Here is a 24,620-nt window from a genome sequence, read left to right as displayed (position 1 = left end):
TCATGTCTCGATCCACAGCTCTCGTCACCGGCGCGTCCCGGGGGATCGGCTCCGCCACCGCGGCGGCACTGGCCCGTGACGGCGTCTCGCTGATCGGCATCCACTTCGGACGTGACCGCTCCGCCGGCGAACGAACGGCGGAGCGCGTGCTCTCGCACGGCGCGACGCCGGTCCTCATCCAGGCCGACCTGGCCGAAGGTGAGACGGCGGCAGCGGCCATCGCCGCCGAATGGAAGCGCGCGGTGGCCGAGAACGGTTTCACCGGCACGGACGTGTTCGTGAGCAACGCCGGCATCAATGGCGCTCAGGTGCTCTCCGACCTCGACCCCGAGACCTATGCGCGTGTGCAGGCGGTGAACCTCACCGCACCGCTGTTCCTGCTGCACCACCTGTCCGCGTCGTTGAACGACGACGGACGGGTGATCGCGGTCTCGACCGGCTACACGCGTGTCGCGGCACCGACCCATCTCGCCTACACCGCCTCCAAGGCCGGACTGGAAGGAGTGATGCGGGCCGTCGCACCGGAGCTGGCCCAGCGAGGCATCACCGTGAACACGGTCGCCCCCGGCATCATCGACACCGACCTCAACGCCGACTGGATCGACGCGCCCGGCGCCCGGGACGGCGCCGCCGCCGTCTCGGCGTTCGGCCGGGTCGGCACCCCTGAGGACGTGGCCGACGTGATCAGCTACCTGGCCAGCGACCGGGCGCGCTGGGTCACGGCACAGACCGTCGACGCCACCGGGGGATCGCGGTTGTAGCGCCTTGGTGGCGCGACGGACGATCGACGCCCTCGCCGCACTCCTTCGACCGCCGCACCGATGACCGTGCTCTGGCGCGCCTCCCATCGGCAAGGCGGTCAGGAAGCCGACTCCTGAGACGCGGGAGCGCCGCGGGTGAGCAGTCGTCGGGTGCGGACGATCTCGGCGACGAGGATCGGGGCGTAGAAGAAGACGGCGGCGACCGTTCCGAAGGCGACCCAGATCAGCATGGACACCCCCGGGTCGGCGACTCCCTCGGCCCGGGTGTTCACCCAGAGCAGGGTGGAGGCGAGACACGCCATCGCCGCGACCACGGCGACCGTGCGGCTCCCGCCCCACGCGACGAGGAGGAACACCGCGGCCATCGCCGGCAGGGACATGCCGAACTCGTAGCCGAGGAGCATGAACGCTCCGTAGGCCACGGCCGCCACGGCCGTGGCCAACGACGGGGACCGCCGCAGCCCGAACAGCGCGCCACAGCCCACGACCAGAAGGGCGAAGGCCCAGAGATCGGTGGCCCGGGTGGGGGTCCAGCCCTCGACGGGCGCGAAGGGCTCACCGCCGACGCTGCCGATGGTGGCGCCGAGTTCCAGGACCGCCACCACCACGGCGACCACGACCAGGACACGAGCGGATCGACGGCTCGTGTCCTGGTCGCCGGCCCTCGGGAACGTGGGCCGGTCGTGTGCGCGCGTCATAGACACCTCCAAGGTGAGTGAGTACTCACTCACCTTAACAAGGTGCCCGTAGGCGCGTTCACGGGTGGGTCGCCCGGATCGGCGCCGGGTACGCGTTCAGGTCAGCCCGGCTTCTCCTCGTCCCACGCCTCGACCGTGGTCTGGCGCCGAATGCGCCCGTTCTCCAGGTCGAGCATGGTGATCCCGAGAACCTGGGTCCCGTCGGGATACGTGCATAGTTCCTCGTACGCGGCGTGGTTCCCCTCCACCACGACATTGCGCAGTTCGTGCGTCATCTCGCGACCGAACACGTCGCGCAGGGCGCCCTCGATCTCGAAGCGCCCGTGCAACGCGACCGGCGCTCCTGGAGGCGCGTTCCGGTTCACCGTGCGCACCTCGGCGTCCTCCGCGAGCATTCCCAGCATCGCGTCGACGTCCCGGTCCTCGATGGCGTGACGCAGCGTCGCCGTGTCGAACCCGGCACCGCTCTCTTCCGTGACGGACATCGTCCCCTCCAGCGTTCGTGTGGTTCACTCCCTCCCTCCAGCGTGCTCCCCACCGGGCCAGCGATACCTCCAACCAGGGGTTATGTCTTGTGCAAGCCCGCTGAAAGACCAACGACGCGACCACTGGTGACGAGCGACGACCTAGGTCGTGTTTTTTGGAAGGTCTGCGGGGTGGGTGGGTGGTCTGGAAGTGTTGGGTGGCATGGTTCGACGCCATGAACTTAGCGATGCTGAGTGGGCTTTGCTCGCCCCGCTCATGCCCGCCCACCCCCACAAAGGAAAGCGGTGGGCCGACCACCGCAAGGTCATCAACGCGATCCTGTTCAGAACCCGCACCGGGATCCCCTGGCGGGATCTGCCCGAGCGGTACGGGCCCTGGGAGACCGCTGCCGGGCGGCACCGCCGCTGGTCACTGGACGGGACCTGGGACAGGATCGCCGAACGGCTGCGTATCGACGCCGCCACCGGCGAGGCCCTCGAGGTCGGCATCGACTCCACCACCGTGCGCGCCCACCACCACGCCGCCGGCGCCACAAAAAAGGGGGAGCGGCCCGGAACGAACCGGACGGGTCCGAAGCACTGGGACGCTCCCGGGGAGGACTGACCACCAAGATTCACCTGATCGCCGACAACCGTCGCCGCCCCTTGGCCATCGCCACCAGCCCCGGCCAACGCGGGGACACCCGCATGTTCGAGCCGCTAATGGCCGCGCTACGGCTACCGCGCAGCGCCGGCCGCTCACGGACTCGCCCAGACCGTCTACTGGCAGACAAGGCCTACTCCTCATCAGCGATCCGGGCCCACCTGCGCAGACGAGGCATCCGGGCGACCATCGCCCAACCCCACGACCAAAGCGCCAACCGCAAACGCAAAGGAGCCAAAGGCGGCAGACCCCCGACCTTCGACCGGGACACCTACCGAAACCGCAACACCGTCGAACAATCCATCAACCTACCCAAACAAAACCGAGCAGTCGCGACCAGATACGACAAACGCGCCGCGATCTACGACGGAACGGTTCAACTCGCCTCCATCCGGATCTGGCTCCGCGACCTCACCCGTTCAAAAAACACGACCTAGTCCAACACCGCGGTCGCCTCCACCTCGACCAGCAGGTCGGGCTCACCCAGCGCGGAGACGCCGAGCAGGGTGATCGGTTTGGTGGGGTCGACGCCCAGCCGCTCCGCGGCGCGGGTCACGCCCTCGCCGAGGAGAGGCATCTTCTCCGGGTCCCAGTCGACGACATAGATCGTCAGCTTGGCGACGTCGTCGAAGGACCCGCCGGCCGCCGCGAGCGCGGTGGCGATGTTCATGTAGCACTGCTCCACCTGGGCCGCCAGATCCCCGGTACCCACGGGCTGACCGTCGGCGTCTCGGGCCACCTGTCCCGCGAGGAACACCATCCTCGAGCCGGTCGCGACCGACATCTGTCGATAGACCTCGGGCTTGGGCAGTCCTTCGGGGTTCACCAGTCGTACAGCCATGACCACTCCTCGGGTGCGATCCGGATTCCGTCACTCAAGCATAGCGATGTTATGTAATGTGGGAGTCATGGCACGCACCAAGGATCCCGCTGTCCGTTCCCTGCTCGTGCATCGTGCCGCGCAGCTACTCCGTACCAGGCAGCCGGTCACGTCGCGGGCGCTGGTCGCCGACACCGGCGTTTCCACGATGGCGGTCTACACCTACTTCGGAGGGATGGACGGCCTGTGGAGCGCCCTGCGCCAGGAGGGTTTCACCCGACTGTCCGCCGAACTCGCCAACGTGGCGCCGTCGACGGACGCGATCCGGGACCTGGCCGCCCTGGGCTCGGCCTACGTGTCCTCCGCCCTGGCCGCACCCGATCTCTACCGGGTGATGTTCGACGCGAACTTCGAGCTCGAGGACGCCGCGGCGGCGGACGACACCCTGAACACCCTGGTCAGCGCGATCAACCGGGCACGGGCCGACGGACGGCTCCGCGACGACGTCGAACCGGTCGACCTCGCGACCCAGAGCTGGGCGATCGGACACGGACTGACCTCGCTGACAGCCAACGGCCCGCTGCCACTGGACGCTCTCGACCACGGCGTCACACTGCTGACCGCGTTGTTCGTCAGCGCGGGGGACGAACCAGATCGCTGTCACCGTTCGGTGCGCGCCGGGTGGCGCGTTCGCCCGGACGGGACGCGGTCCGGGCCGGACGAGTGATCCTGACCGGACCACCGCGGGCATCGGCCGCGGGCGATCGGTGCTTCACACCGTGTCCGTGCCCCCTGGTTCGTCGAGGGACGCCTGGTACTTCCTCTGGGTGATGGCGAGCATCCGGTCGGCGTGGCGCATCGTGATCTCGGACTCCGCGGCGACCAAATCCGCGGTTCGCGGGGCGTTCGACGTGGTGATCCGCGCGATGCCGTCGGCGCACAGCTCGGCGGCGTGGTCGTCGGTGAGGGAGTCCTCGGCGAGGAACTGGTCGATGGAGATGAAGCCGTAGATCGTGGCGACGACGACGTGCACGAGGTCGTTGGCTGGGCGGTCGTCGCGCACCACTCCCGCCGTGCCAAGCTCCTCGAAGTAGGCGACGAGCTCCACCCGTCGCTCGGCGAGGTTCCTGCCGTCCTGTCGCTGCTCCGCGAGACGGCCGAGGGTGCTCTGGTCGCGACGCACGAGCGCGGTCAAGAGGGGACGGCGCCGATAGGCCTGAATGTGGCGGTAGAAGAAGCGCTCGACCGTGGCCGTTCCCGGGGCCTCCGCGAGGGTGTCCCGGATGTCGGTCAGCATGCCGAGACGCTCCCGGAGCAGCAGCGAGACGAACAACGTGTCGCGGTTGGGCCAGTGCAGGAACAGGGTGCCCTTGCCGACCTCCGCCTGGCGGGCGATGTCGTCGAGCGTGGTCTTGCGATACCCCCAGCGGAGGATGAGCTCCTTGGTCGCGTCGAGGATGCGTTCGGCGCGTTCCTCGCGCCGTTCCTTCGTGCGCCGCTGGCTCGTGCTCTGGCCCATCGTCATCCCTCCAAACTAGCGATCCCGCGTCATCGTGGAGCGCAGGCGGGTCGTCCGCATGGCCAGCACTGCGACCGTGCCCACCGCGGTCAGGATCGCGGCGGCGAGGAACACGCCCTGCATGGCGCCGGTGAGCGCCTCGTGTACGAGTTCCCCGGCCGCCGCGGGCAGTGCGCGCAGTTCCTCCGGTGCCCCGAGCTCGAGGTCCTCGGTGAGGCGTGCGGGGAGACCAAGGTCGTCGCCTCCCGTCAGCCCACTGCGGAGCCGCGTGGCGAAGACGGCGCCCAGTGCGGAGACGCCGATGGCGCCGCCCAGTGAACGGAAGAACGTGATCGCGGCCGTCACCGCGGCGGTCCCCTCCCCGTCGACCTCGTTCTGCGCCGCCAACATCAGGACCTGCATGGACAGCCCGAGCCCACATCCGACCAACGTGAATCCCACCCCCAGGAGGATGAGCTCCGGCCGCGTGGTGAGCCCGGCCAGTAGGAGGAAGGCCGCGACGAGGAGGGAGAACCCCAGCACCGCGTGGGACTTCCATCGACCGTTGCGGGAGATGAGGAACCCGGAGACCGTGAGCGCCCCCTGCAGGCCGAGCAGGAGCGGGAGCATCATCAGGCCCGACTCCGTGGGACTCAGGTGCGCGACGAGCTGGAGGAACTGAGGGAGGTAGATCATTCCGGCGTAGTTGCCGGCGCCCAGGAGCGCGGTTCCGACAAGCGCCAGCGCGACGGTGCGGTGCGTGAAGAGCCACGGCGGGAGGATCGGCGCGGACGCGCGCCGCTGGGTGTGGATCGCGAGTGCGGTCAGCGCGAGCGCGGCGCCGCCCAGGCCCCAGCTCCATCCCGAGGTCCAGGCGAATTCGGCTCCACCCAGCGTGAGCAGCAGCATTCCGCAGGATGCGGCGCCGGTGACCGCGACCGTCCCCCGCCAGTCCAGCGGCCGTGCCCGACCGGTCGCGGCGTCCGCGGGCAGGAAACGTTGGTTGAACACCAGGGTGAGCAGACCCACCGGGACGTTGATCAGGAAACACCAGCGCCACCCGGCGTCGCCGAGCCCCACGAGCACTCCGCCGAGGACGGGGCCACCGACCATGGGTAGCAACAGGGCCGCGCCGATCAGGCCGTTGTAGCGTCCTCGCTGTCTCGGCGGAAGGATGTCCGCGAGCAACACCTGGGCCAGCACGACGAGTCCTCCCGCCCCGACTCCTTGGAGGAACCGGGCGACGATCAGCGTCACCATGTCCTGCGCGAGGCCGGCCACCAGGGCCGCGACGACGAACAGCACCATCGCGACCTGGAAGGGACGTTTGCGCCCGAACCGGTCCGACAGGGCCGCCCAGACGGGGGTGGACACGGTCAGGGCGAGGAGGGTCGCACTGGCCACCCAGGGCAGGAGGTCGATCCGCCCGAGGTCACCCACGATGGTCGGCATCGCGGGGCCGACGATGGAGCTCGTCAGCGTGGCCATCGCCATGGCCATCAGGATCGCGGCGAGGACGGGCCGAAGCCGCGCCATTCGCCGCTCGTCCGCGAGGTCCGTCATGCCCCGCCTCCTCTCGCCGGACGGAGCGCCTCCGACCCGACCCAGATTTTTGACTATTGACCAATTATATTAACTTGGTCATTATTACACGTGAAGGGTTGGCAACTGACGGATGGCGGTAGGCAACCCCAAGAGCCGAGGCTCGGTAGCCGACCGCGAGACGAGGAGTCCACGCGATGAGCGACAACCACCAGCACGTCACCGTGCTGCCGCTGGACGACCCGAAGGCCGAGCTGGAGCGCGTCGGCGGCAAGGGGGCGTCCCTGGCACGACTGGTCCGGGCGGGCGTTCCCGTACCTGACGGCTTCTGCGTCACGACCGACGCCTACGCCCGCTTCGTGGACGGTGCCGAGCTGCGGGAACCGATCCTTGCGGCCGTCTCGACGGTCGACCTGGAGGCTCCGGAGACCATGGCCTCGGCCCAGGAGCGGATCGCGCACCTGTTCCGAACGGCGTCGATCCCCGACGCGATCGCCGACGACATCCGTGCCGCCTACGCGGGACTCGGCGGCGGGTCCGTCGCGGTGCGGTCCTCCGCCACGGCCGAGGACCTGCCCGAACACTCCTTCGCCGGACAGCAGGACACGTTCCTCAACATCAGCGGTGACGACGCACTGCTCCGGGCGGTACGTGACTGCTGGGCGTCGCTGTGGACCGCCCGAGCGATCGGCTACCGCGCCCGGGCCGGCATCACCCCGGAGAGCGTCAGCCTCGCCGTGGTCGTCCAGACGCTGGTGCCCGCCGACGCCGCGGGGGTCGCGTTCACCGCCGACCCGGTCACCGGAACTCGCGGCGGCATCACCATCAACGCCGCCTGGGGCCTGGGCGAGGCCGTCGTCAGCGGCGCGGTGAACGCCGACACAGTGGTCGTCGACCGGGCGACCTGGAACATCACGGACCGGCGCACCGCCGACAAGTCCGTGATGACGGTGCGCGACACCACGGGAACGCACGAGGCGCCCGTGCCGAAGAACCGGCGCTCCGTCGACGTCCTGGACTCGGCCGAGGCACGCGAACTCGCCGCACTGTGTACGCGGGTGGAGGAGCTGTACGGGACCCCGATGGACGTCGAGTGGGCCCGGCACGACAACGACCTGTACATCCTGCAGGCGCGTCCGATCACCACCGTCGTCGACGCGGGTGACGCGGTCGAACGTGAGGAGTGGAACGACAGCGCTCTCGGTGACTTCCTGTGGACCAGCGCCAACGTGGGCGAGGCCGTGCCCAGCGTGATGACCCCGATGACGTGGACGTTCTTCACGCGCTACATCGGGCTGATCAAGCCGCAGAACCTGGTTCCCGGAGTGCCGATGTTCGGCAACATCGGCGGGCGGCTGTACATGAACGTCTCGATGATGGCGAGCATGGGCGCGGGCGAGGACACCATCGGAGAACAAATCACCGGCCCCCTTCCATCGAACCTGACGATTCCGCCCGCGATGCCACGGCGACAGGTCGCCACCCGCATCGCGCCACCGATCCTCCGGACGATGCCCTCGCTCCTGCCGTTCCTCCGCCGCACGTCCGAGCGGCTCGCCGCGTCGCACGCGCGGATGTCCGCCGCCCGCACGGCCATCCGCGCGGCACGTACCCCGGCGGACCTGGCGCGGCTGTGGGACCTCGAGCTGGACCCCTGCTTCACGTTCGTGACGCGTACGTTCTGGGGAACGAACGCCAAGACGCTCAGCCAGTTCACGCTGCGCCGCTGGCTCGGCAAGATCGGCGTAGACGAGGAGGACGTCAACGCGCTGGCCTCCGGAGGCGGCGATGACTCCGACGACGCGCCGATGGCGAGCCTCGGTCCGCTCATCGGTCTCGCCCAACTGTCCCGTGGCGAGATCGACCAGCGGACGTTCGTCGACCGGTGGGGGCATCGCTGCCCCGACGAGCTCGAACTGTCTGAGCCGCGTCCCGTGGAGGCCCCCGACTGGCTGGACGCTCAGCTCGCGGCGATGGGTGATTCCGTCACCCAGGTCACCGACCTCCTGAAGCGCCAGCGTGAGGAACGGGAGCAGGCCGTGGCCCGGTTCGCGCAGCGGCACCCGACGAAGGTGGGGGCCCTGCGCCGGCGGATGGCCGCCTCGGCCGTGGGCACCCGTTCTCGGGAGGCGGGGCGATCGGAGTGGGTGCGCATGGGGTGGGTCCAGCGTGAGTTCGTGCTGCGTGCTGGGGAGCTCACCGGGCACGGCGACGATCTGTTCTTCCTGGACGTCGATGAGCTCGTGGACGTGCTCCGGGGTGACGAGAGGCCCCTGAACCATGTTCCGTCGCGGCGGGCGGCCTACGATCACTACCGTTCGCTGCCGACCTACCCGCTGTTCATCCGGGGTCGGTTCGCCCCGGACCGCTGGGCCGCGGACCCGAACCGGCGCGGGGACATATTCGACGAGCACCGTGACGCACCACCGCCCGCGGCGGAGATCAGCGGCGCGCCGGGGTCGCGGGGGGTCGTCGAGGGGACGGTGCGGGTCATCGGCTCCATGGCCGAGAGCGAGTCGGTCCTGCCCGGGGAGATCCTGGTAACGACGATCACCAACGTCGGCTGGACCCCGTTGTTCCCGCGCTTGGCCGCGGTGGTCACCGACGTCGGCGCTCCGCTGTCCCACGCCGCGATCGTCGCCCGCGAGCTCGGCATCCCCGCCGTCGTGGGGTGCGGCGACGCCACCACCCGCCTGACCACCGGGGACAGGGTTCGGGTGAACGGTGTCGCTGGCACCGTCGAGGTCCTACGGTCCGCCACGGAGCCGGAGCCGGCGCCCGTGGCACAGCCCGGATAGGTGCGCCACCGGAGCGAGGGACGGACTCGCTCGGTCACCTGTTCGGCTTCGTGGGGGGCCGTCCGGGCACCGACGGCCCCCCAGATCGGGCGTTGGCCACACGCGCCGGGTGTGTGTGGCCGACGTGCCGTTCGGTCCCGCGTCAGCGCTCGGCGGCCGGGCGCGAGTCGGGCATCATCAGGAACTGGAGCCGCTCCATGGCACCGTCGCGCTTGGTGTTGTGGAAGGAGCTGATCCGCCACTCGTCCCCCTCGGTCCGCGTCACGTTGTAGGTCTGGACCTTGGCGAGTCGCTCGGGGACGTCTCCTTCGTATGTGTCGCCCCGGGTGGTGACGACCGCGACGTCCTCGTGCACGAAGTTGATCGACAGGAAGGAGTCCGCGAGCTGGGTGCCCTCCAGTGGCCCGTCGAAGAGCTCGCGGTGACTCTCCACGATGTCCTCGCGCCCGGCGTAGTGGGTTCCCATGAACGTCGTGTAGGTGCCCTGCTCGGTGAAGGCCTCGCCGTAGGCGTCGGCGTCGTGTACCGCCCAGGCCTCGGTGAGTGACCCGATGGTGTCGCAAACGGCGCGGACGTCGTCCTCGACCGAGGCGTCGGCCATGGTCTCGGGGAGCGACACGGGCGCCTCCTCGCACTCCGCCTGCCCCGTCTGCAGTGGCTCGGAGGTGGCCGACAACCAGAGGTAACCACCACCGAGTCCGGCGGCGACGACGCCCGTGGCGACGAGGGCGGTGATCCGCGCGATCCGGCCGCGGCGGCTTCGCCCGCGCGCTCGGGGTTCCGTCGGCGTCTGGGTCGTTGGCTGGATCGTGGTCTCGGACATGTGCTCTCCTTGGGGTGTGCCCGTTGGTTGAACTGAAGTAATATTTGCACAGACACAATAGTTTTGTCCAAGCAACGAAATGTGAGGTGGGCCATGACGACGGCACGCGACCTCAGGGAGCCGTACCGCAACTACCTGGCCTCAGTGATCCTGTTCCACTTCGCCGCGGCGGAACGGTCCGGGCTCGGCCTGACCGACTACCAGGCCAGCAGCCTGCTGGACCTGGACAAACGGATGACCAACGGTCAACTGGCCGCGCGACTGGGCCTCTCCGCCGGGGCGACGACACGGGTCGTGGACCGACTCATCGACTTCGGGCTCGCGCGCCGCGTCGTGGATCCAGCGGACCGTCGCCGTGTGATGATCGAGCACACCGGTGAGTTGCCGGAGGAGCTGGCCAGCCTGCTCGGCCCCATCCGTCGACAGATCGGGGAGCTTGTCGCGGCACTCTCCGAGGACCAGGTGGATGGCCTGCGCTCCTACTTCGTCGGGGCCGCGGAGATCTACGGGGCCGCGGCCCGGAACCCGGAACGACCAGGGAAGGACACTCCCTAGCCGTGGTGTTCGGGGACGAGGGGTCCGGCCTGGTGGGCGCGTGGGCGTCCCAGGCCGACCGTCCACACTGGCGCGATCCACAGGGCTGTGGATAAAACATACGCACATCGATGGTGACGCATAGCCTGGGAACCCAGGGTGGCCAGTCTCCTCCGGTGGCGCGTGTGGCCCCCTGGCGTCGCAGCCTCCGCTTCGAAAACGGTGTCCCTCGTGAAACTCCTCCATGCAGCCGACCTCCACATCGACAGCCCAATGCGTGGACTCGTCCGCTACGACGGAGCCCCGGTCGAACAGATGCGGGGAGCGACCCGTACCGCGGTGGAGAACCTCGTCGACCTGGCGCTGGCGGAGGAGGTCACGGCGGTACTGCTGGCCGGAGACATCTACGACGGCTCGTGGCGGGATTTCAGCACCGGACTGTTCTTCACCAACCAGATGGCCCGGCTACGCGCCGCCGACGTTCCGGTCTTCATGATCTCCGGCAACCACGACGCCGAGAACAAGATGACGCGCGAGCTACCGCTACCGGACAACGTGTACCGGTTCGACAGCGCGAAGGCGCGGACCGCGCTGCGCGAGGACCTGGGCCTGGCGGTGCACGGGCAGAGCTTCGCCACGGGCAGCGTGAAGGACGACCTGGCCAGGGACTATCCCGCACCACGCTCCGACCTGTTCAACGTCGGGATCCTGCACACATCACTGACGGGGCGCCCCGGCCATGACCACTACGCGCCGTGCTCCGTCGACCAGCTCGCCCACCACGGCTACGAGTACTGGGCGCTGGGCCACGTGCACAAGCGGGCGATCGAGCACAGTGACGGCGCGCACGTCGTGTTCCCGGGAAACACCCAGGGGCGCGACGCGGGCGAGACCGGCGCCAAGGGCTGCACCCTGGTGACGGTGGACAACCTCCGCGTCGTCGGCGAGCCTGAGCACCGTGACCTCGACACCTCCGCGCGCTGGCACGAGATCCGGGTCGACGTCTCCGACGCCAAGGACCTCGACGACGCCTGCGACCGGGTGGAGGATCGGCTGGTCAACGAGGTGGTCACCCCCTCGCCTCCGGACCGGTCCAACGCCGTGCGCGTCGTCGCCACCGGGCGCAGCGCCGCCCACTCGGCTCTGGTGGGCCGTCGGGACGAGTTCGTGAACGGGATCCGCAGTCTGGCGCAGATGCGTGCGGGGGTATGGATCGAGAAGGTCCACGTGCGGACGACGCCGCAGGAGTCCCGCGTCGCTCCGGAACGGGTGACCAGCGTGGTCGCTGGTCTCCACGAGGAGGCCGCGGCGCTGCGCTCCGACCCCGAGCGGGTCCACGAGCTCCTCGCGCGCACCCGGCTTCCCAGCCGTCTCCCCGCGGAGTTGCGGAGCCTGTTCGAGGACGCCGAGCGAACCGACCGCCTCACCCGCGAGGCCACGGACCTGCTGACCGCGATGGTGGAGGGCCGGCGTTGAGGATCGCACGGTTGGACCTGACCGCCTTCGGGCCGTTCACCGACCTCTCGCTCGACCTGAGCGCCCCCGGCCTTCACGTGGTCCACGGCCCCAACGAGGCCGGCAAGAGCTCCGCGCTCGCGGCGCTGGGCGCGTTGCTGTACGGCATCCCGAACCGGACGACGCACGACTTCGTGCACGCCAAACGTGACCTACGGCTGGGCGCGCGCATCGACGACGGCGCGGGGACCACGCTCGAGCTGGTGCGGCACAAACGGAACAAGAACCCGCTCACCGACGCCGACGGGACGCCGATCGGTGAGGACGCCCTGGCGCCCCTCCTCAACGGAATCTCCGCCGAGGTGTTCACGAGCACCTTCGCCCTCACCTTGGCGGAGTTGAAGAACGGTGGCGACGCCCTGCTCCGCGGGGAGGGTGACCTCGGGCGCGCGCTCTTCTCCGCACAGTCCAGCCAGGACCTGACGGCCGTGCTGTGCGAGTTGGACGCCCGGCAACGGGAGCTGTACCTGCCCAGCGGCAGCAAGCCCCCACTCAACCAAGGGCTCCGTCGCCATCGCGACCTCACCAACGCCCTGCGTGACACCACCACCGACACCGACACCTACGTGCGGCTGCGGCGGGAGAAGGAGCGGGCCGAGGCGCGCTTCGCGGAGGTCGACGCCCAGCACCGGGAGGCCGCGACGCACCACGAACGCCTGGAACGCCTGCGGCTGGCGTTGCCCCTGCTGCGGGCGCGGCACAGCGCCACGGCGGAAGTGGAACGGCTGGAGGCGACCGGTCCGGTCGCTCCGGCCGACGCCGAGCACCGACGCCTGGACCTCGACCGCGCGCTGGAGCGCAGCCGCGAGGACCGGGACCGGACCGCCCAAGCCCTGGCCACGGCCCGCGACGCCCTGGCGGAGATCGAGGTCGACTCCCGGCTGGTCCTGGTCCAGGAGAACGTGACGGCGCTGACACAGGCGGTCGCCGGGGTCGAGAAGGCCGCGAGCACGGCGGACGAGCTGGAACGCCAGGCGGCGGAGTACCGGGCGGCGGCCGACCGGCTACTCGACGGCCTGCACCACGATCCCCACGGCAACCGGCCGCGCGACGAACCCGTGGCCGGCGCGGTGCCGCGGGTTGACCCCTCGGCGCGGGAACGCGTGGCCCTCCTCACCGCCGAGTACGCGGAGCTGGGCGCCACCCGGCGGAGCACCGAACACCAGGTCGCTACCGCGGAGCGGACGGTCGAGCGGGCCGAGGCCGCGCGGGACGCACTGCCCGAGGTCCCCGACCCGCGTGCGCTGTCCACCGTGCTCACGAGTGTTCCCGCCGAACTGCCGGACGCCCTGAGCCGCGAGTACGACGCTCTCGCCACCACCGTGGCCAGCCAGGAGGCCGTCGTGGCCGCTGCCGGGTGGACGGAGCACGCCGTCGACGAGGTGCTGGCCGCCACCGTGCCCACCCGGGCCGAGGTCGTCGCGCACCGCGAACGGGTCACCGAACACCGCGGCGACCTCAAAGGGCGACGCAGGGAACTTCGCAAACTCACCTCGGATCGCTCCCGGGTCCAGGCCGAACTGGACGACCTCCTCTCCCGGAGCGCCCCACCCAGCCCCGACGACCTCGCCACCGCGCGGGGCCACCGCGACTCCCTGTGGCGGCGAATCCGCACCGCCCCGGAACCACAGGACGACGACAGCGCTTCCTTCGAGACGGCGGTGCGGGCCGCCGACGACCTGGCCGACCGGCTACTGCGCGAGGCCGACACCGTCGCGCGGCGCACCACGCTGGAACGTCGGGTGCACACCCTGGACCAGGAGATCCACTCGCTCGAGGGCGACATCGCGGCGCTGGAACAGACCGGAGAGGAGCTGGAACGGGCGTGGACGGAGCTCTGGCCGGCCGAGCCCGTCACCGCACCGGCGCTGGACGCGGCCGAGGACGTCCTCGAACGGATCCGCGAACTGCGCGCGCTGAATCAGGAGCGCCACGAGCGTGACCAGGCACTGGCCTGGACCCAGGACGTGGCGCGTGGCCTCGCCCACCAACTGCGAGAACACCTCGGTGACTGCGGCGTCAACACCGAACCACTCGAGGAGCGGGCCACCCCGGCCGGACTGGCCGTACAACTCCGCCAGCTCACCCAGTACGCGCACGATGAACTCACCCGTCGTGACGCCGCCGCCGAGGAACGCGCCGAGGCCGTCCGACAGGTCGCCAGCGCCCACGAGGCGCTGGAACGTGCCCAGGACGCCAAGGTCGAGGCGGACACCGAGCTCGCGGACTGGACCCGTCGCTGGAACGAGGCCACGGCGCCGATCGGATTCCCGCCGGACAGCCCGGTGGACGCGGTACGGGCTGACCTCGACCGCCTCTCCGAAGCGGCCGACCTGGTGGAACGCGCGACCGAGGCCGAGGAGAGGGCCGAGCGGGAACACGCCGAGACCGCCCGCTTCGACCAGGACCTGCGCGCCGTGTTCCTCACGTGTGCGACGGAGCTCCCGGAGGACCGGGCGGAGCGCTCCCTCGCGTTGGAGTCGCTCGCACAACGGGTGCGGGACAACGCGGAACAGGACCGCCGGCGTGAGGAGCTCCGGACCCGGATCGCCGACGGTGAAGCGGAACTGGGCGAGGCCGACTCCGCACGCGCCCGGGCCGAGGAACGTCTCGCCGCGCTGTGTGCCGAGGTGGGGGTGACCGGCGTCGAGGAACTGCGCGAGGCGATCGCCCGGTCGGAGCGCGTCACCCACGAGCGCGCCCGGCTCGTGGACGCCGAGGAGAAGCTCGCGCAGTGGGGCGACGTCGACGCGATCGCGGCACAGGTCGGTGACCTGACCCAGGACGAGATCGGTGAACGGTCCGTCGAGGCCGCCGCGGAGCTGGAGCGGGTGACGGAGGCGCGCGACGCCGCCCAGAACGCCCAGACGGAGGCTCGGATCGCCTTCAGCCAGGTCGACTCCACGGCGGAGGCCGCCCGGATCGCCGACGAGTTGACGTCACTCGAGGCCGAGCTGGTGGAGCAGACGGAGCAGTACCTCCGGCTCGCCTTCGCGCACGACCTGTTGCACCAGCAGATGGAGGACTACCGGCGTAGGAACCAGGATCCGATCCTCGGTCGAGCCGCGGAGATCTTCGCGGGACTGACGTTGGGCCGGTTCACCCGCCTCGTTCCGGACACCGACGACAGGGGTGGCAAGATTCTGCGCGTGACGCGGGAGACGGGGGACACCGCCGAGGTCCCCGCCCTCAGCGAGGGCACCCGCGACCAGCTCTACCTGGCGCTGCGTCTCGCGTCCCTCGAGCGCTACGCCGACGCGGGCCAGACCATGCCGTTCGTCGTCGACGACGTCTTCATGACCTTCGACGATGAACGCAGCGCCGCCGCGCTGCGGATCCTGGACTCCATGGCCGAACGGTTCCAGATCGTGGTCTTCACCCACCACGGACACCTCGTCGACCTCGCCCACCACACCCTCCCCCCAGACCGCGTCCACCCCCACCCCCTCGCCCGATTCGCGCCGACGCCCCGCACCACCAGCCCCTGACCAGAGACCTCGTCCACCCACGCCACGAGATCCGGGCCCGGGACCCGGACGTGCGCACGCGGACAGCGCGGTTCGGGCGTGGTCTCCCCACAGACGCCCCGTCCGTGGGGAGACCGTGCCGTCGTCGCCGACGAACACGGCGCCACCACGCCGCCCGTCCCGGAGGTGCCCGAGACGCTCCGCACCGTGTTCGGCATCGCCCTCACCGAGGTGGACCGACAGGAGATCACCGCCCGCGCCGAGGAGATCGCCGCCCGGTGATCGCTGCCCGAGTCGGCGCGCCGGCTCGGAGCCGTTACCTACCGTGAGGCGTCGTGCGGCGGTCCAGTGCGCGCAGTGCCGATCGGGCCGCGTGGTGGCCACACATGCCATGGGCTCCGGGGCCGGGGGGTGTGGTCGCGGAACAGAGGTAGACGCCGGGGATACCGGTGGCGTAGGGGTTGAGGGCGGGGCGGGGCCCGAAGATCAGGCGGGCCGGGGTTTCCGCCCCGCTGAGGATGTCGCCCCCGGTGAAGTTGGCGTTGCGGCTGTGGAACGTCTCCGGTGGAGTACTCACCGAGGCGACCACTCGAGCGCGGAAGCCGGGGGCGAAGCGTTCGATCTGGGCCATCACCGCCGAGGTGGCGTCGCCGGGGTACGCGTGGGGGACGTGCGCGTAGGCGTAGACGGGGTGCACGTTCCCGGCGGAGCGTCCCGGGTCGGCGAGGTACTGCTGCCCGACGAGGACGAAGGGACGTTCCGGCATTCGGCCGGCGGCCACGGCGCGCTCGGTGGTGGCGATCTCCTCCGCGCTTCCGCCGAGGTGGACGGTTCCCGCGCGTCGCGCCGGTTCGTACGCCCAGGGCACGCCCTCCTCGACCGCGAAGTCGACCTTGTGGACGCCGGGGCCGCGTCGCTGCCGCTCGTAGGCCCGTTGGACTCGTGGGTGGAGGCGGCCGCGCAGGATCCGGGCCGCCGTGTCGGGGGTCAGGTCCAGCAGGACGATGTCGGCCGACGGCAGGTCGGACCACCGCTCGACGGGCGTCGCCGTCTCGATCCGCCCACCGAGCTCGGTGAGTGCGGCGGCCATCGCCGCGACGAGCCGCCCCGTGCCGCCTTCCACCACGGGCCAGCCGTTGCTGTGGGCGGCCGTCAACAGGCCCAAGCCCACCGACGCGCTGAGGGGGTGCTCCAGCGGTCGCATGGCGTGTGCGGCCACCCCGGCGAAGAGCGCTCTCGCCCGCGGTGTCGCGAACAGCCGACCGTAGACCGTGGCGGGACTGAGGGCGGGCAGCCCGAACCGCGCCATCCGCAGTGGCTGGCTGGGCGGCCAGGACAGGGGACGCATCACGTCGGACTGGAGGTCGTCGAAGTCCGCGGCGGGACCGCGGTGCGCCCACAGCCACCGCAGCGAGTCCGGCCCGAGGCCGTGGGCCGTGCGGTGCACCGACGTGTGGAGGTCCACACCTAATCCTCCGTCAAGCGGGTGGGAGGCGTCGATCTCCGGCCAGCGCCAGCGAAGCCCGTACCGTTCCAGTCCGGCCCGCCGCATGAAGGGGGATCGCACGGCGAGCGGATGGATCGCGGCGCAGTGGTCCACCACCAGGTCGGGGAGTACCGACGTGGACGAGCGCGCGCCGCCGCCGATCGTGGCCTGGGCTTCCAGCACGGTGACCCGTAGCCCGGCCTGGGCCAGGGTGAGGGCGCCCGCGAGGCCGTTGGGTCCGGCCCCCACAACCACCGCGTCCGCCACGTAGCCCCTCCTTGGGTTCGCGCCCCACGCTGGGTCGGCGCGCCGGATTTCACCGACTCTCGCCCACCCCCGACAGGCGGTGCGTGTGCGTGACGCGACTCACCATTGGGACCACGATTCTTTCGTCAATCCCTACACCAAATGATCAGGGGAACGCAAATCATGTCGACTCAACACCACCGACCCGTTTTCAGCACCAATACGCCGCCATGGAACAATTGTTGACCATGAGCACTCCCCCGACGAGACCCTGGTGGACGACTGCCCTGTGGCTGGTCCATGCGCTACTGCGCGGCTATCTGTTCGTTCATTTGATGGTGTACGGCTGGTCCAAACTCCTGTTCATACAAATGGGGTTCCTGGATTACGCCGAGGCGCTCTACACCATTGGCGAAAAAAGTCCGATGGGCCTCCTCTGGACTTTCACCGCCTATTCGCCGGCGTTCCAGTTTCTCTCCGGACTGGTCGAGGTTATCGCCGGAGTCCTGTTGATCTGGCGACGGACGGTCTGGCTGGGCGGCCTCCTCGGCGCCGGCGCCATGGGGTTCGTGTTCCTGCTGAACCTCTTCTACGACGTCCCCGTGAAGCTGCTCGCCCTGCTGCTGGCCGTCGTCGCCCTGCTGGTCCTCGCTCCGGAGATGCGCCGCCTCACGCGTTTCGTGCTGGGGCGGGACCCGGGGGAGCCGGTGATCCCTCGCCCCATCCCCTGGCCCGCCGTGCATCGGGTGACGCGCTGGGTGTTCGGGACCATCGGGGTGGCGATCGTCGTCGGCCCGATCGCGTTCGTGACCACCTATGTACCTCAGGAGTCCGACCCGGGCCTCGCGGGTGTCTACCGGGTAGTGGAGGACACGCGGGAACCCGCTGACCAACTGGCCGATGACACGCGGTGGCAGGAGGTCGCCTTCGGACAGTACGAGTCCATGAACGGTGGCACCTGGCAGTTCACCCTCCGATACGCCAACGGCGACCTCCACGAAGGGTTCTACGAGACGGCCGATGACGACACCGTCGAGGTGAGTCTCTACCCCATCATGGACGGCGACCGCCCCCCTCAACCGGGAGACCCAGGAGACGATCTCCCTGGAGTGGTCCAAGGACGCCGACGATCGGGTGACGCTTTCCGGCGATGGGGTGGATCTCGTCCTGGAGCCCGATCCGGAACTTCGTTTCCTCTACGACCGGGAGTTCTCGTGGCTCGGAACGCCAATCAACCGCTGAGCGCACGGCACGGGCCAGTGCATCAGTGACGAACCGGCCGGGGTGCTAGCCCCGGCCGGCCGACGTCGCACGCGGCGCGTCGGCCTGGGTCAGGTGGTCGGCGATCAGTGCGTAGATGGCGCGGGCCAGCTCCAGGTCGCGCACGTCGAACCCGTGGTCCGCGCCGGGAACGTCGCAGTGCTCCGCCAGGGCGCCGACGTCGCGTAGGCGCCGCGCGTATCGCTGCCCCTCGGCACGCAGGAGGTCGTACTCCGGGGTGATGAGGAACGCGGGCGCGATCCCCGTGAGGTCCTCGGTGTCCGCCGGGCCGGCCGGCGAGGCCAGTCGGTCGGCGCGGACGGCCGGATCGGGGACGTAGGAGTTGTCGAAGACCTCCCCCATCCACGGGCGCAGCATCGGCCGGTCGATGGCCGACGGTTTCTCGCTCATGGGGAGGGTGAGGTCCAGCACCGGATACAGCAGTGCCTGGAGCGTGATCTCGGGCCCGCCCCGCTCGAGTGCCTGCCGGGCCACGGCCGCCGCGATCCCTCCCCCGGCGCTCTGACCGCCGATCGTCAACCGGGTGCCGTCCCACCCGTGTTCCGCGCCGTGCTCGGCCACCCACCGAACCACCTCGAAGGCCTGGCGCGGCGGGCTCGGGAACGGGTGGCGGGGGGCGAGCACGTAGTCGACGTTGACGACCACGACACCCGCCTCAGCGGCCAGCAGCCTGCACAGCGGGTCGTCGAGCCAGATTCCGGGGAGGATGAACCCCCCGCCGTGAAAGTTCACGTGGACCGGTGGGTTACGCACCGAGGCGGCGGGACGGTAGACGACGGCGCGGGCGGGCGCGACCGACGTCGGCACCGTGATCCCGTGGATGTCGCTGGGGAGGTCGGGGAAGGCCGCACGCTTCTCCCTGGCCAGCCTGACCTCGGCCAGGGAGACCAGACCCTGTGCTCCGGTCGCCGCGGCGGCCGCGACGCGGGGAATGCCAAGCACTGACATGACGAGCTCCATCCCGTGTCATATCCGCCGCGTTCCCCCACCCGTTCCTCTCAACGGGACGCCGCGAAACTCGTCACCCGATGGTGATCGATCTGTTCTGACACTAACGCGCTCCGCCCCCGCGCGTGGAAGGCCTGCCCATTCCCCGCCACGCATACCCGGCCGAACCTCTGGCCACCCCGGCCCCTCGCCCAAGAGGAGGGGAGAGACGATCTATTGGAAGTAAGTGATTACTTCATTAGACTCCTGGCATGGCGACCATACGGAGTTCCTCCGAGCGACGTCGGGCGCAGGCCGTGGCGAGCGGGATACGCGCGTTCGCGGATTTGGGGGTGACCACGGCGGCGATGGAGCGGATCGCCGGTGAGGTTGGCGTGTCCTCCTCCTACGTGTTCCGACTGTTCGGCAGCAAGAAGGCGTTCTTCCTCGCGTGTGTGGACGAACTGGAGACGCGGGTGCGGGTCGTGTTTCGCGGCGCCGCGGAGCACGAGCCCGGTGATCCGTTACGGGCGATGGGGGACGGCTTCCGTGAACTGGTCGCGGACGGCGCCGTCACCGGGCTCTGGCTTCAGGCGTGCGCCCTCGCCCGGGGTGACGCGGAGGTCGCGGCACGGTGTCGTGCCGTCGTCGCCGACTCCCTGCGCGAAGCCGAACGGTTGAGCGGGGCCCCTCCCGAGGAGGCCGCGTCGTTCCTCGCCGACGGTGCGCTGGTGATGATGCTGCAGTCCCTGGGCGCGGACCTGAGCCACGGCAGCCGGGCCGCGGTACGCGCCCTCAAGGTCGAGGGAGAGACCTCATGAACCCGGTTCTCCTGCCGTTGGCCGCCGCGCAGGGCCTCTGGGTGCGGGCCCGGACCGAGCGCCTCCCACCGGCGTCCGGCGATACCCGGGGTTCCGTCGGGCCGGTCGCCGAGCGGTCGCTGCGGCTGGGTGTGGTCGGCGAGTCCACCGCCGCCGGGTGCGGTGTGGCCACCCACGCGGAGGGTTTTCCCGGGCGTCTCGCCCGGATCCTCGCCGAACGCACCGGAGGTGAAGTCGCGTGGGAGGTGGTGGGGCATGACGGGGCGACGGCGCGCCGGATACGCCACCGCCTCCTGGCGCGGCTCTCCGATGATCTCGACGTCGCGGTACTGCTCTCCGGGGTGAACGACACGCTTGGACGTCGCGCGCCCGAAGAGTGGGCGACGGATCTCTCCGCCATCGTGGACGACCTCGCCCGACGCGCGAGGTTCGTGGTCGTCGCGGGGATCCCGCCGTTCGCCGCCTTCCCGGGGGTCCCGAAACCCCTGGGGTGGTATCTCGCCGAGCGGGCCGCCGCGCTGGACGCGGAATCCCGTCGCGTCTGCGGAGCGCATCCCGCTGTCACGTGGGTCAGCTCCGTGGACGCGGTCCCGGTGGGGCCGGAGTTCTTCGCGCGGGACCGGTTCCATCCCTCGGGCACCGGCTACGGCCATTGGGCCACGCTCGTCGCGGACCACGTGCCGTCCGGCTGAGCGCGGGTCCCGGGCCGTGCCGGGTGGGTTCCACCCGACACGGCCCGGGACCGTCCCGTCGTTCTAGTCGTTGCCGGCCTCGATGGCGGCCTGGTCGAGGAGGGTGTCGTCCTCCGACGAGGCCTCGCCGCGGGACGCGATCGCGTCGGCGCCGCCCGCCGGGACCGACTTGATGAGTCCGGTGGACGCGGCCTGCGCCGCGCCGATCGGGCGCCGGTCCTGGACGCCGACCATGCCCAGCCCCGCGTACTGCTCCAGCTTGGCGCGGGAGTCGGCGATGTCGAGGTTGCGCATGGTCAACTGACCGATCCGGTCGGAGGGACCGAACGCGGAGTCCTCGGTACGCTCCATGGACAGCTTCTCGGGGTGGTAGCTGAACGCGGAGCCCGTGGTGTTGAGGATCGAGTAGTCCTCGCCCCGGCGGAGGCGCAGGGTGACCTCACCGGTCACGGCCATGCCGACCCAGCGTTGCAGCGACTCGCGCAGCATGAGGGCCTGCGGGTCCAGCCACCGGCCCTCGTACATGAGTCGGCCCAGGCGCCGTCCCTCGTTGTGGTAGCTGGCGAGGGTGTCCTCGTTGTGGATGGCGTTGACGAGCCGCTCGTAGGCGGCGTGCAGCAGCGCCATCCCCGGGGCCTCGTAGATGCCGCGGCTCTTGGCCTCGATGATCCGGTTCTCGATCTGGTCCGACATGCCCAAGCCGTGCCGGCCGCCGATCGCGTTCGCCTCGAGCACCAGGTCGACGGCGGAGCTGAACTCCTTGCCGTTGATGGTCACCGGCCGGCCCTGTTCGAAGCCGACCGTGACGTCCTCGGGGGTGATCTCGACGGAGGCGTCCCAGAAGCGGACCCCCATGATCGGGTCGACGATCTCGATCCCGGTGTCGAGGTGCTCCAGGGACTTCGCCTCGTGGGTGGCGCCCCAGATGTTGGCGTCGGTGGAGTAGGCCTTCTCCACACTGTCGCGGTAGGGCAGACCCCGCTCCTGCAGCCACTGCGACATCTCGGTGCGCCCGCCGAGCTCGCGAACGAACTCGGCGTCCAGCCACGGCTTGTAGATGCGCAGGGCCGGGTTGGCGAGCAGTCCGTAGCGGTAGAAGCGCTCGATGTCGTTGCCCTTGTACGTGGATCCGTCACCCCAGATCTGCACGTTGTCCTCGAGCATCGCCCGCACCAGCAGCGTGCCGGTCACGGCGCGCCCCAGGGGTGTGGTGTTGAAGTAGGCGCGTCCGCCGGAGCGGATGTGGAACGCACCGCAGGCGAGCGCTGCGAGGCCCTCCTCGACCAACGCCGCCCGGCCGTCGACCAGGCGGGTGATCTCCGCGCCGTAGGCGGTGGCGCGACCCGGGACGGAGGCGATATCCGACTCGTCGTACTGACCGATGTCGGCGGTGTAGGTGCACGGGATGGCACCCTTCTCGCGCATCCAGGCGACCGCGACAGAGGTGTCGAGGCCTCCAGAGAAGGCGATTCCGATGCGTTCACCGCTGGGCAGGGAGGCGAGTACCTTAGACACGCTTGAATTATATTCACATCAATGCATGAATATGCAAACCGCTGTTGGCGGACGGTGTGACACCGCCCGATCGGGGGGACCGGCGCCAAGGCGCCGCTGGACACCGTGCGGCGCCGCCGTACCCCCGCGGATCGGAACCCGCCCCCGATGCCCGTGACCCCCTCAGGCGCGCACGGCACGGGTTCTGCTGGTGGCAGAACTCACGTCCCACCCGTCGTGGTGCCGCGCCGGGTATCCCCCATGCCCCCACCGACGAGCTGCGCGGACATCGCCGGCCACGATCTCGGGATGCGCGCGGGTGCTCCGCGACACGCCCGGAACCGGAATACGCGGGGGGTTTGCGTGGTTCCTCTGTCGTTGGCGAGGGGGGCTCTCCGGCGGTTAGCGCGCCGTTCGGCGGCGTTTTCGCGTGCGCGGCCACAACTCGTGACTCTGTGTCCATCTCTACGGCGAATAAGGGAGATATGTGACCGGGCTATCCACCTTCGACACGACGGAGAAGACTCCCGAAAACCGACGGAGTGACCGACTGGTGATCCCGTTGCTACTGGTGTCGGCGTTCGTCGTGATCCTCAACGAGACGATCATGAGTGTCGCCCTCCCGGTACTGAACCGGGACCTCGGCATCGCGGTCTCCACCGGACAGTGGCTGACATCCGCGTTCATGCTCGTGATGGCCGTGGTCATCCCCGTCACCGGATTCCTGCTGCAGCGGTTCCACCTCCGACAGGTCTTCGTCGCCGCGATGACGTTGTTCTCGATCGGGACCCTGATCTGCTTCCTGGCACCGGGCTTCACCGTGCTGCTGCTGGGGCGGATCGTGCAGGCCGGCGGCACGGCGATCATGATGCCACTGCTGATCACTACAGTGTTGAACATGGTGCCGGCGGATCGACGCGGGCGCACCATGGGCACCATCTCGATCGTCATGGCCGTGGCACCGGCGGTCGGACCGACGATCTCCGGATTCATCCTGCAGGCGCTGGACTGGCGGTGGATGTTCGGGCTGGTGCTCCCGATCGCCCTGCTCGGACTCGCACTGGGCATCGCGTTCATCCGCAACGTCACCGAGCCCCGTCCGGCCGCGATCGACGTCTTCTCCGTGGTCGTGTCCGCGCTGGCCTTCGGCGGGCTGGTCTACGGCTTCTCGGCGCTCGGCGGTGAGGGCGGGCACGAGGCACCCGATCCGGCCGTGTCGCCGTGGGCCGCCATCGCCCTCGGCGCGGTGTCGCTCGTGGTGTTCGTCTGGCGGCAGATCCAACTGCAGCGCGACGACCGAGCCCTGCTGGACCTCCGGGTCTTCGGATCCACCCAGTTCTCGTTGTCCATCGTGCTCGTGGGCGTCAGCTTCATGGCCTTGTTCGGCACGATCATCCTGCTGCCTCTCTACATCCAGAACATCCTCGGGTACGACACGCTGGTCACCGGCCTGGTGCTGCTACCCGGCGGACTGGTGATGGGCCTGATCGCTCCCCTGGTCGGCCGCCTGTTCGACGCCTACGGTCCGCGCCCGCTGGTCACCCCCGGTGCGGGGCTGGTGGGGCTCGTCCTGTGGGGCATGACGTTGTTCGGGACCGAGACGCCCATCGGGTTCGTCGTGGCGGCGCACATCGTGCTCAGCCTCGGCTTGGGCTTCATGTTCACACCCCTGCTCACCGGAGCGCTCGGTTCGCTGCCGCAGCGCCTGTACTCGCACGGCAGCGCCGTCGTCGGCACCGTGCAACAGGTCGCGGGCGCCGCCGGCACCGCCACGTTCATCGCGGTCATGACCAGCGTGGCCGCCGGCCGGTTGGCCGACGGCGCGACCGAGGTCGCGGCGGACGCGGGTGGGATCCACATCGCGTTCGTGCTCGGCGCGTGCGTCGCCACGGCCGGATTCGTCGCGACCTTCTTCGTCCGCCGGTCCGCCGAGCCCGCCGCCGAGGTCACGGAACACACCGCGACCGAGGGCGAGATTCCCGACGCGCCGGCGGGGGCCGCCGACAAGGGGCTCGCCGACGCCCCCGTCGCCGACACGGCGGGACCCGAGGCCGGGGAAGAGCGGCCCGTCGGCTGACCGGATCGGTCC

20 protein-coding genes and 1 pseudogene are annotated in these 24,620 nt (G+C 70.1%); 12 read left to right on the top strand and 9 right to left on the bottom strand.

Going from position 1 to position 24,620, the window contains the following annotated elements:
• Positions 1-2: 2 nt before the first annotated feature.
• Positions 3-761, top strand: a complete 759-nt coding sequence (locus tag J4H86_RS18880; protein WP_236539167.1) for an SDR family NAD(P)-dependent oxidoreductase — start codon at positions 3-5, stop codon at positions 759-761.
• 98 nt (positions 762-859) lie between these two features.
• On the opposite strand, the gene J4H86_RS18875 is transcribed toward J4H86_RS18880, so the two are convergent.
• Both J4H86_RS18875 and J4H86_RS18870 read right to left on the bottom strand, forming a co-directional pair.
• Positions 860-1,459, bottom strand: a complete 600-nt coding sequence (locus J4H86_RS18875; RefSeq protein WP_236539166.1) for a hypothetical protein — start codon at positions 1,457-1,459, stop codon at positions 860-862.
• 101 nt (positions 1,460-1,560) lie between these two features.
• Positions 1,561-1,944, bottom strand: coding sequence for a nuclear transport factor 2 family protein (locus J4H86_RS18870; protein WP_236539165.1), 384 nt, complete (start codon positions 1,942-1,944; stop codon positions 1,561-1,563).
• Positions 1,945-2,146: 202 nt separating this feature from the next.
• On the opposite strand from J4H86_RS18870, the pseudogene J4H86_RS18865 reads away from it, so the two are divergent.
• Positions 2,147-3,024 (top strand): annotated as a pseudogene (locus J4H86_RS18865) (IS5 family transposase).
• Here J4H86_RS18865 and J4H86_RS18860 read toward each other — a convergent pair.
• Complete coding sequence (locus tag J4H86_RS18860; RefSeq protein ID WP_236539163.1) at positions 3,021-3,428, bottom strand: RidA family protein; 408 nt, start codon at positions 3,426-3,428, stop codon at positions 3,021-3,023. The pseudogene J4H86_RS18865 and the gene J4H86_RS18860 overlap by 4 nt on opposite strands.
• A gap of 67 nt (positions 3,429-3,495) precedes the next feature.
• On the opposite strand from J4H86_RS18860, the gene J4H86_RS18855 reads away from it, so the two are divergent.
• On the top strand, positions 3,496-4,134 hold the full coding sequence (locus J4H86_RS18855) for a TetR/AcrR family transcriptional regulator (RefSeq protein WP_236539162.1): 639 nt from the start codon (positions 3,496-3,498) through the stop codon (positions 4,132-4,134).
• A 45-nt stretch (positions 4,135-4,179) separates the two neighbouring features.
• Here the strand turns inward: J4H86_RS18855 and J4H86_RS18850 are convergent, their stop codons facing one another.
• Positions 4,180-4,932: a TetR/AcrR family transcriptional regulator gene (locus J4H86_RS18850; RefSeq protein WP_236539161.1), complete on the bottom strand. Its 753-nt coding sequence runs from the start codon at positions 4,930-4,932 to the stop codon at positions 4,180-4,182.
• Positions 4,933-4,941: 9 nt separating this feature from the next.
• The gene (locus J4H86_RS18845) at positions 4,942-6,468 is read right to left on the bottom strand and encodes an MFS transporter (protein ID WP_236539160.1); all 1,527 of its coding nucleotides are present in this window, start codon (positions 6,466-6,468) and stop codon (positions 4,942-4,944) included.
• A 176-nt stretch (positions 6,469-6,644) separates the two neighbouring features.
• Between J4H86_RS18845 and J4H86_RS18840 the strand changes: the two genes are divergently transcribed.
• On the top strand, positions 6,645-9,245 hold the full coding sequence (locus J4H86_RS18840) for a PEP/pyruvate-binding domain-containing protein (RefSeq protein ID WP_236539159.1): 2,601 nt from the start codon (positions 6,645-6,647) through the stop codon (positions 9,243-9,245).
• Between the two features lie 142 nt (positions 9,246-9,387).
• Here the strand turns inward: J4H86_RS18840 and J4H86_RS18835 are convergent, their stop codons facing one another.
• Positions 9,388-10,068 (bottom strand): SgcJ/EcaC family oxidoreductase, encoded by a 681-nt coding sequence (locus J4H86_RS18835; RefSeq protein WP_236539158.1) that lies wholly within the window; start codon positions 10,066-10,068, stop codon positions 9,388-9,390.
• A 93-nt stretch (positions 10,069-10,161) separates the two neighbouring features.
• Here J4H86_RS18835 and J4H86_RS18830 point away from each other — a divergent pair, with 93 nt between their 5' ends.
• From J4H86_RS18830 to J4H86_RS18815, 4 genes are all read left to right on the top strand, one after another.
• Positions 10,162-10,623, top strand: a complete 462-nt coding sequence (locus J4H86_RS18830) for a MarR family winged helix-turn-helix transcriptional regulator (protein WP_236539157.1) — start codon at positions 10,162-10,164, stop codon at positions 10,621-10,623.
• A gap of 162 nt (positions 10,624-10,785) precedes the next feature.
• The gene (locus J4H86_RS18825; RefSeq protein WP_330932537.1) at positions 10,786-12,078 is read left to right on the top strand and encodes a metallophosphoesterase family protein; all 1,293 of its coding nucleotides are present in this window, start codon (positions 10,786-10,788) and stop codon (positions 12,076-12,078) included.
• Positions 12,075-15,605: a YhaN family protein gene (locus tag J4H86_RS18820; RefSeq protein WP_236539155.1), complete on the top strand. Its 3,531-nt coding sequence runs from the start codon at positions 12,075-12,077 to the stop codon at positions 15,603-15,605. The genes J4H86_RS18825 and J4H86_RS18820 overlap by 4 nt, the downstream gene beginning before the upstream one ends.
• Positions 15,606-15,683: 78 nt before the next feature.
• Positions 15,684-15,866 carry a hypothetical protein gene (locus tag J4H86_RS18815; RefSeq protein WP_236539154.1) on the top strand — a complete coding sequence of 61 codons (183 nt, stop codon included), beginning with the start codon at positions 15,684-15,686 and terminating at the stop codon, positions 15,864-15,866.
• A 34-nt stretch (positions 15,867-15,900) separates the two neighbouring features.
• Here the strand turns inward: J4H86_RS18815 and J4H86_RS18810 are convergent, their stop codons facing one another.
• Positions 15,901-17,337: a phytoene desaturase family protein gene (locus J4H86_RS18810; protein WP_236539153.1), complete on the bottom strand. Its 1,437-nt coding sequence runs from the start codon at positions 17,335-17,337 to the stop codon at positions 15,901-15,903.
• A 227-nt stretch (positions 17,338-17,564) separates the two neighbouring features.
• Between J4H86_RS18810 and J4H86_RS18805 the strand changes: the two genes are divergently transcribed.
• The gene (locus J4H86_RS18805; RefSeq protein WP_236539152.1) at positions 17,565-18,587 is read left to right on the top strand and encodes a hypothetical protein; all 1,023 of its coding nucleotides are present in this window, start codon (positions 17,565-17,567) and stop codon (positions 18,585-18,587) included.
• Between the two features lie 16 nt (positions 18,588-18,603).
• Here the strand turns inward: J4H86_RS18805 and J4H86_RS18800 are convergent, their stop codons facing one another.
• A complete protein-coding gene (locus tag J4H86_RS18800) occupies positions 18,604-19,545 on the bottom strand; it encodes an alpha/beta hydrolase fold domain-containing protein (protein ID WP_236539151.1) in 942 nt (313 codons plus the stop codon).
• Positions 19,546-19,796: 251 nt separating this feature from the next.
• Between J4H86_RS18800 and J4H86_RS18795 the strand changes: the two genes are divergently transcribed.
• Complete coding sequence (locus J4H86_RS18795) at positions 19,797-20,345, top strand: TetR/AcrR family transcriptional regulator (RefSeq protein ID WP_236539150.1); 549 nt, start codon at positions 19,797-19,799, stop codon at positions 20,343-20,345.
• Positions 20,342-21,037, top strand: coding sequence for an SGNH/GDSL hydrolase family protein (locus J4H86_RS18790; protein ID WP_236539149.1), 696 nt, complete (start codon positions 20,342-20,344; stop codon positions 21,035-21,037). The genes J4H86_RS18795 and J4H86_RS18790 overlap by 4 nt, the downstream gene beginning before the upstream one ends.
• A gap of 63 nt (positions 21,038-21,100) precedes the next feature.
• Here J4H86_RS18790 and argG read toward each other — a convergent pair whose 3' ends face one another.
• The gene (gene argG, locus J4H86_RS18785; protein ID WP_236539148.1) at positions 21,101-22,552 is read right to left on the bottom strand and encodes an argininosuccinate synthase; all 1,452 of its coding nucleotides are present in this window, start codon (positions 22,550-22,552) and stop codon (positions 21,101-21,103) included.
• 466 nt (positions 22,553-23,018) lie between these two features.
• Here argG and J4H86_RS18780 point away from each other — a divergent pair, with 466 nt between their 5' ends.
• Positions 23,019-24,608 carry an MDR family MFS transporter gene (locus J4H86_RS18780; RefSeq protein ID WP_236539147.1) on the top strand — a complete coding sequence of 530 codons (1,590 nt, stop codon included), beginning with the start codon at positions 23,019-23,021 and terminating at the stop codon, positions 24,606-24,608.
• The last annotated feature ends 12 nt before the right edge of the window (positions 24,609-24,620 follow it).

It is taken from the genome of Spiractinospora alimapuensis (assembly GCF_018437505.1).
GTDB lineage: Bacteria > Actinomycetota > Actinomycetes > Streptosporangiales > Streptosporangiaceae > Spiractinospora > Spiractinospora alimapuensis.
Note: the sequence above shows the minus strand (reverse complement) of the source record. Positions and strands in the feature narration are given on the sequence as shown.

What these genes read in the sequence shown, in the direction of transcription:
- J4H86_RS18880 (WP_236539167.1), top strand. Translation starts at nt 3, where the DNA reads ATGTCTCGATCCACAGCTCTCGTCACCGGCGCGTCCCGGGGGATCGGC.
- J4H86_RS18875 (WP_236539166.1), bottom strand. Translation starts at nt 1,459, where the DNA reads ATGACGCGCGCACACGACCGGCCCACGTTCCCGAGGGCCGGCGACCAG.
- J4H86_RS18870 (WP_236539165.1), bottom strand. Translation starts at nt 1,944, where the DNA reads ATGTCCGTCACGGAAGAGAGCGGTGCCGGGTTCGACACGGCGACGCTG.
- J4H86_RS18860 (WP_236539163.1), bottom strand. Translation starts at nt 3,428, where the DNA reads ATGGCTGTACGACTGGTGAACCCCGAAGGACTGCCCAAGCCCGAGGTC.
- J4H86_RS18855 (WP_236539162.1), top strand. Translation starts at nt 3,496, where the DNA reads ATGGCACGCACCAAGGATCCCGCTGTCCGTTCCCTGCTCGTGCATCGT.
- J4H86_RS18850 (WP_236539161.1), bottom strand. Translation starts at nt 4,932, where the DNA reads ATGACGATGGGCCAGAGCACGAGCCAGCGGCGCACGAAGGAACGGCGC.
- J4H86_RS18845 (WP_236539160.1), bottom strand. Translation starts at nt 6,468, where the DNA reads ATGACGGACCTCGCGGACGAGCGGCGAATGGCGCGGCTTCGGCCCGTC.
- J4H86_RS18840 (WP_236539159.1), top strand. Translation starts at nt 6,645, where the DNA reads ATGAGCGACAACCACCAGCACGTCACCGTGCTGCCGCTGGACGACCCG.
- J4H86_RS18835 (WP_236539158.1), bottom strand. Translation starts at nt 10,068, where the DNA reads ATGTCCGAGACCACGATCCAGCCAACGACCCAGACGCCGACGGAACCC.
- J4H86_RS18830 (WP_236539157.1), top strand. Translation starts at nt 10,162, where the DNA reads ATGACGACGGCACGCGACCTCAGGGAGCCGTACCGCAACTACCTGGCC.
- J4H86_RS18805 (WP_236539152.1), top strand. Translation starts at nt 17,565, where the DNA reads ATGAGCACTCCCCCGACGAGACCCTGGTGGACGACTGCCCTGTGGCTG.
- J4H86_RS18800 (WP_236539151.1), bottom strand. Translation starts at nt 19,545, where the DNA reads ATGTCAGTGCTTGGCATTCCCCGCGTCGCGGCCGCCGCGGCGACCGGA.
- J4H86_RS18795 (WP_236539150.1), top strand. Translation starts at nt 19,797, where the DNA reads ATGGCGACCATACGGAGTTCCTCCGAGCGACGTCGGGCGCAGGCCGTG.
- J4H86_RS18790 (WP_236539149.1), top strand. Translation starts at nt 20,342, where the DNA reads ATGAACCCGGTTCTCCTGCCGTTGGCCGCCGCGCAGGGCCTCTGGGTG.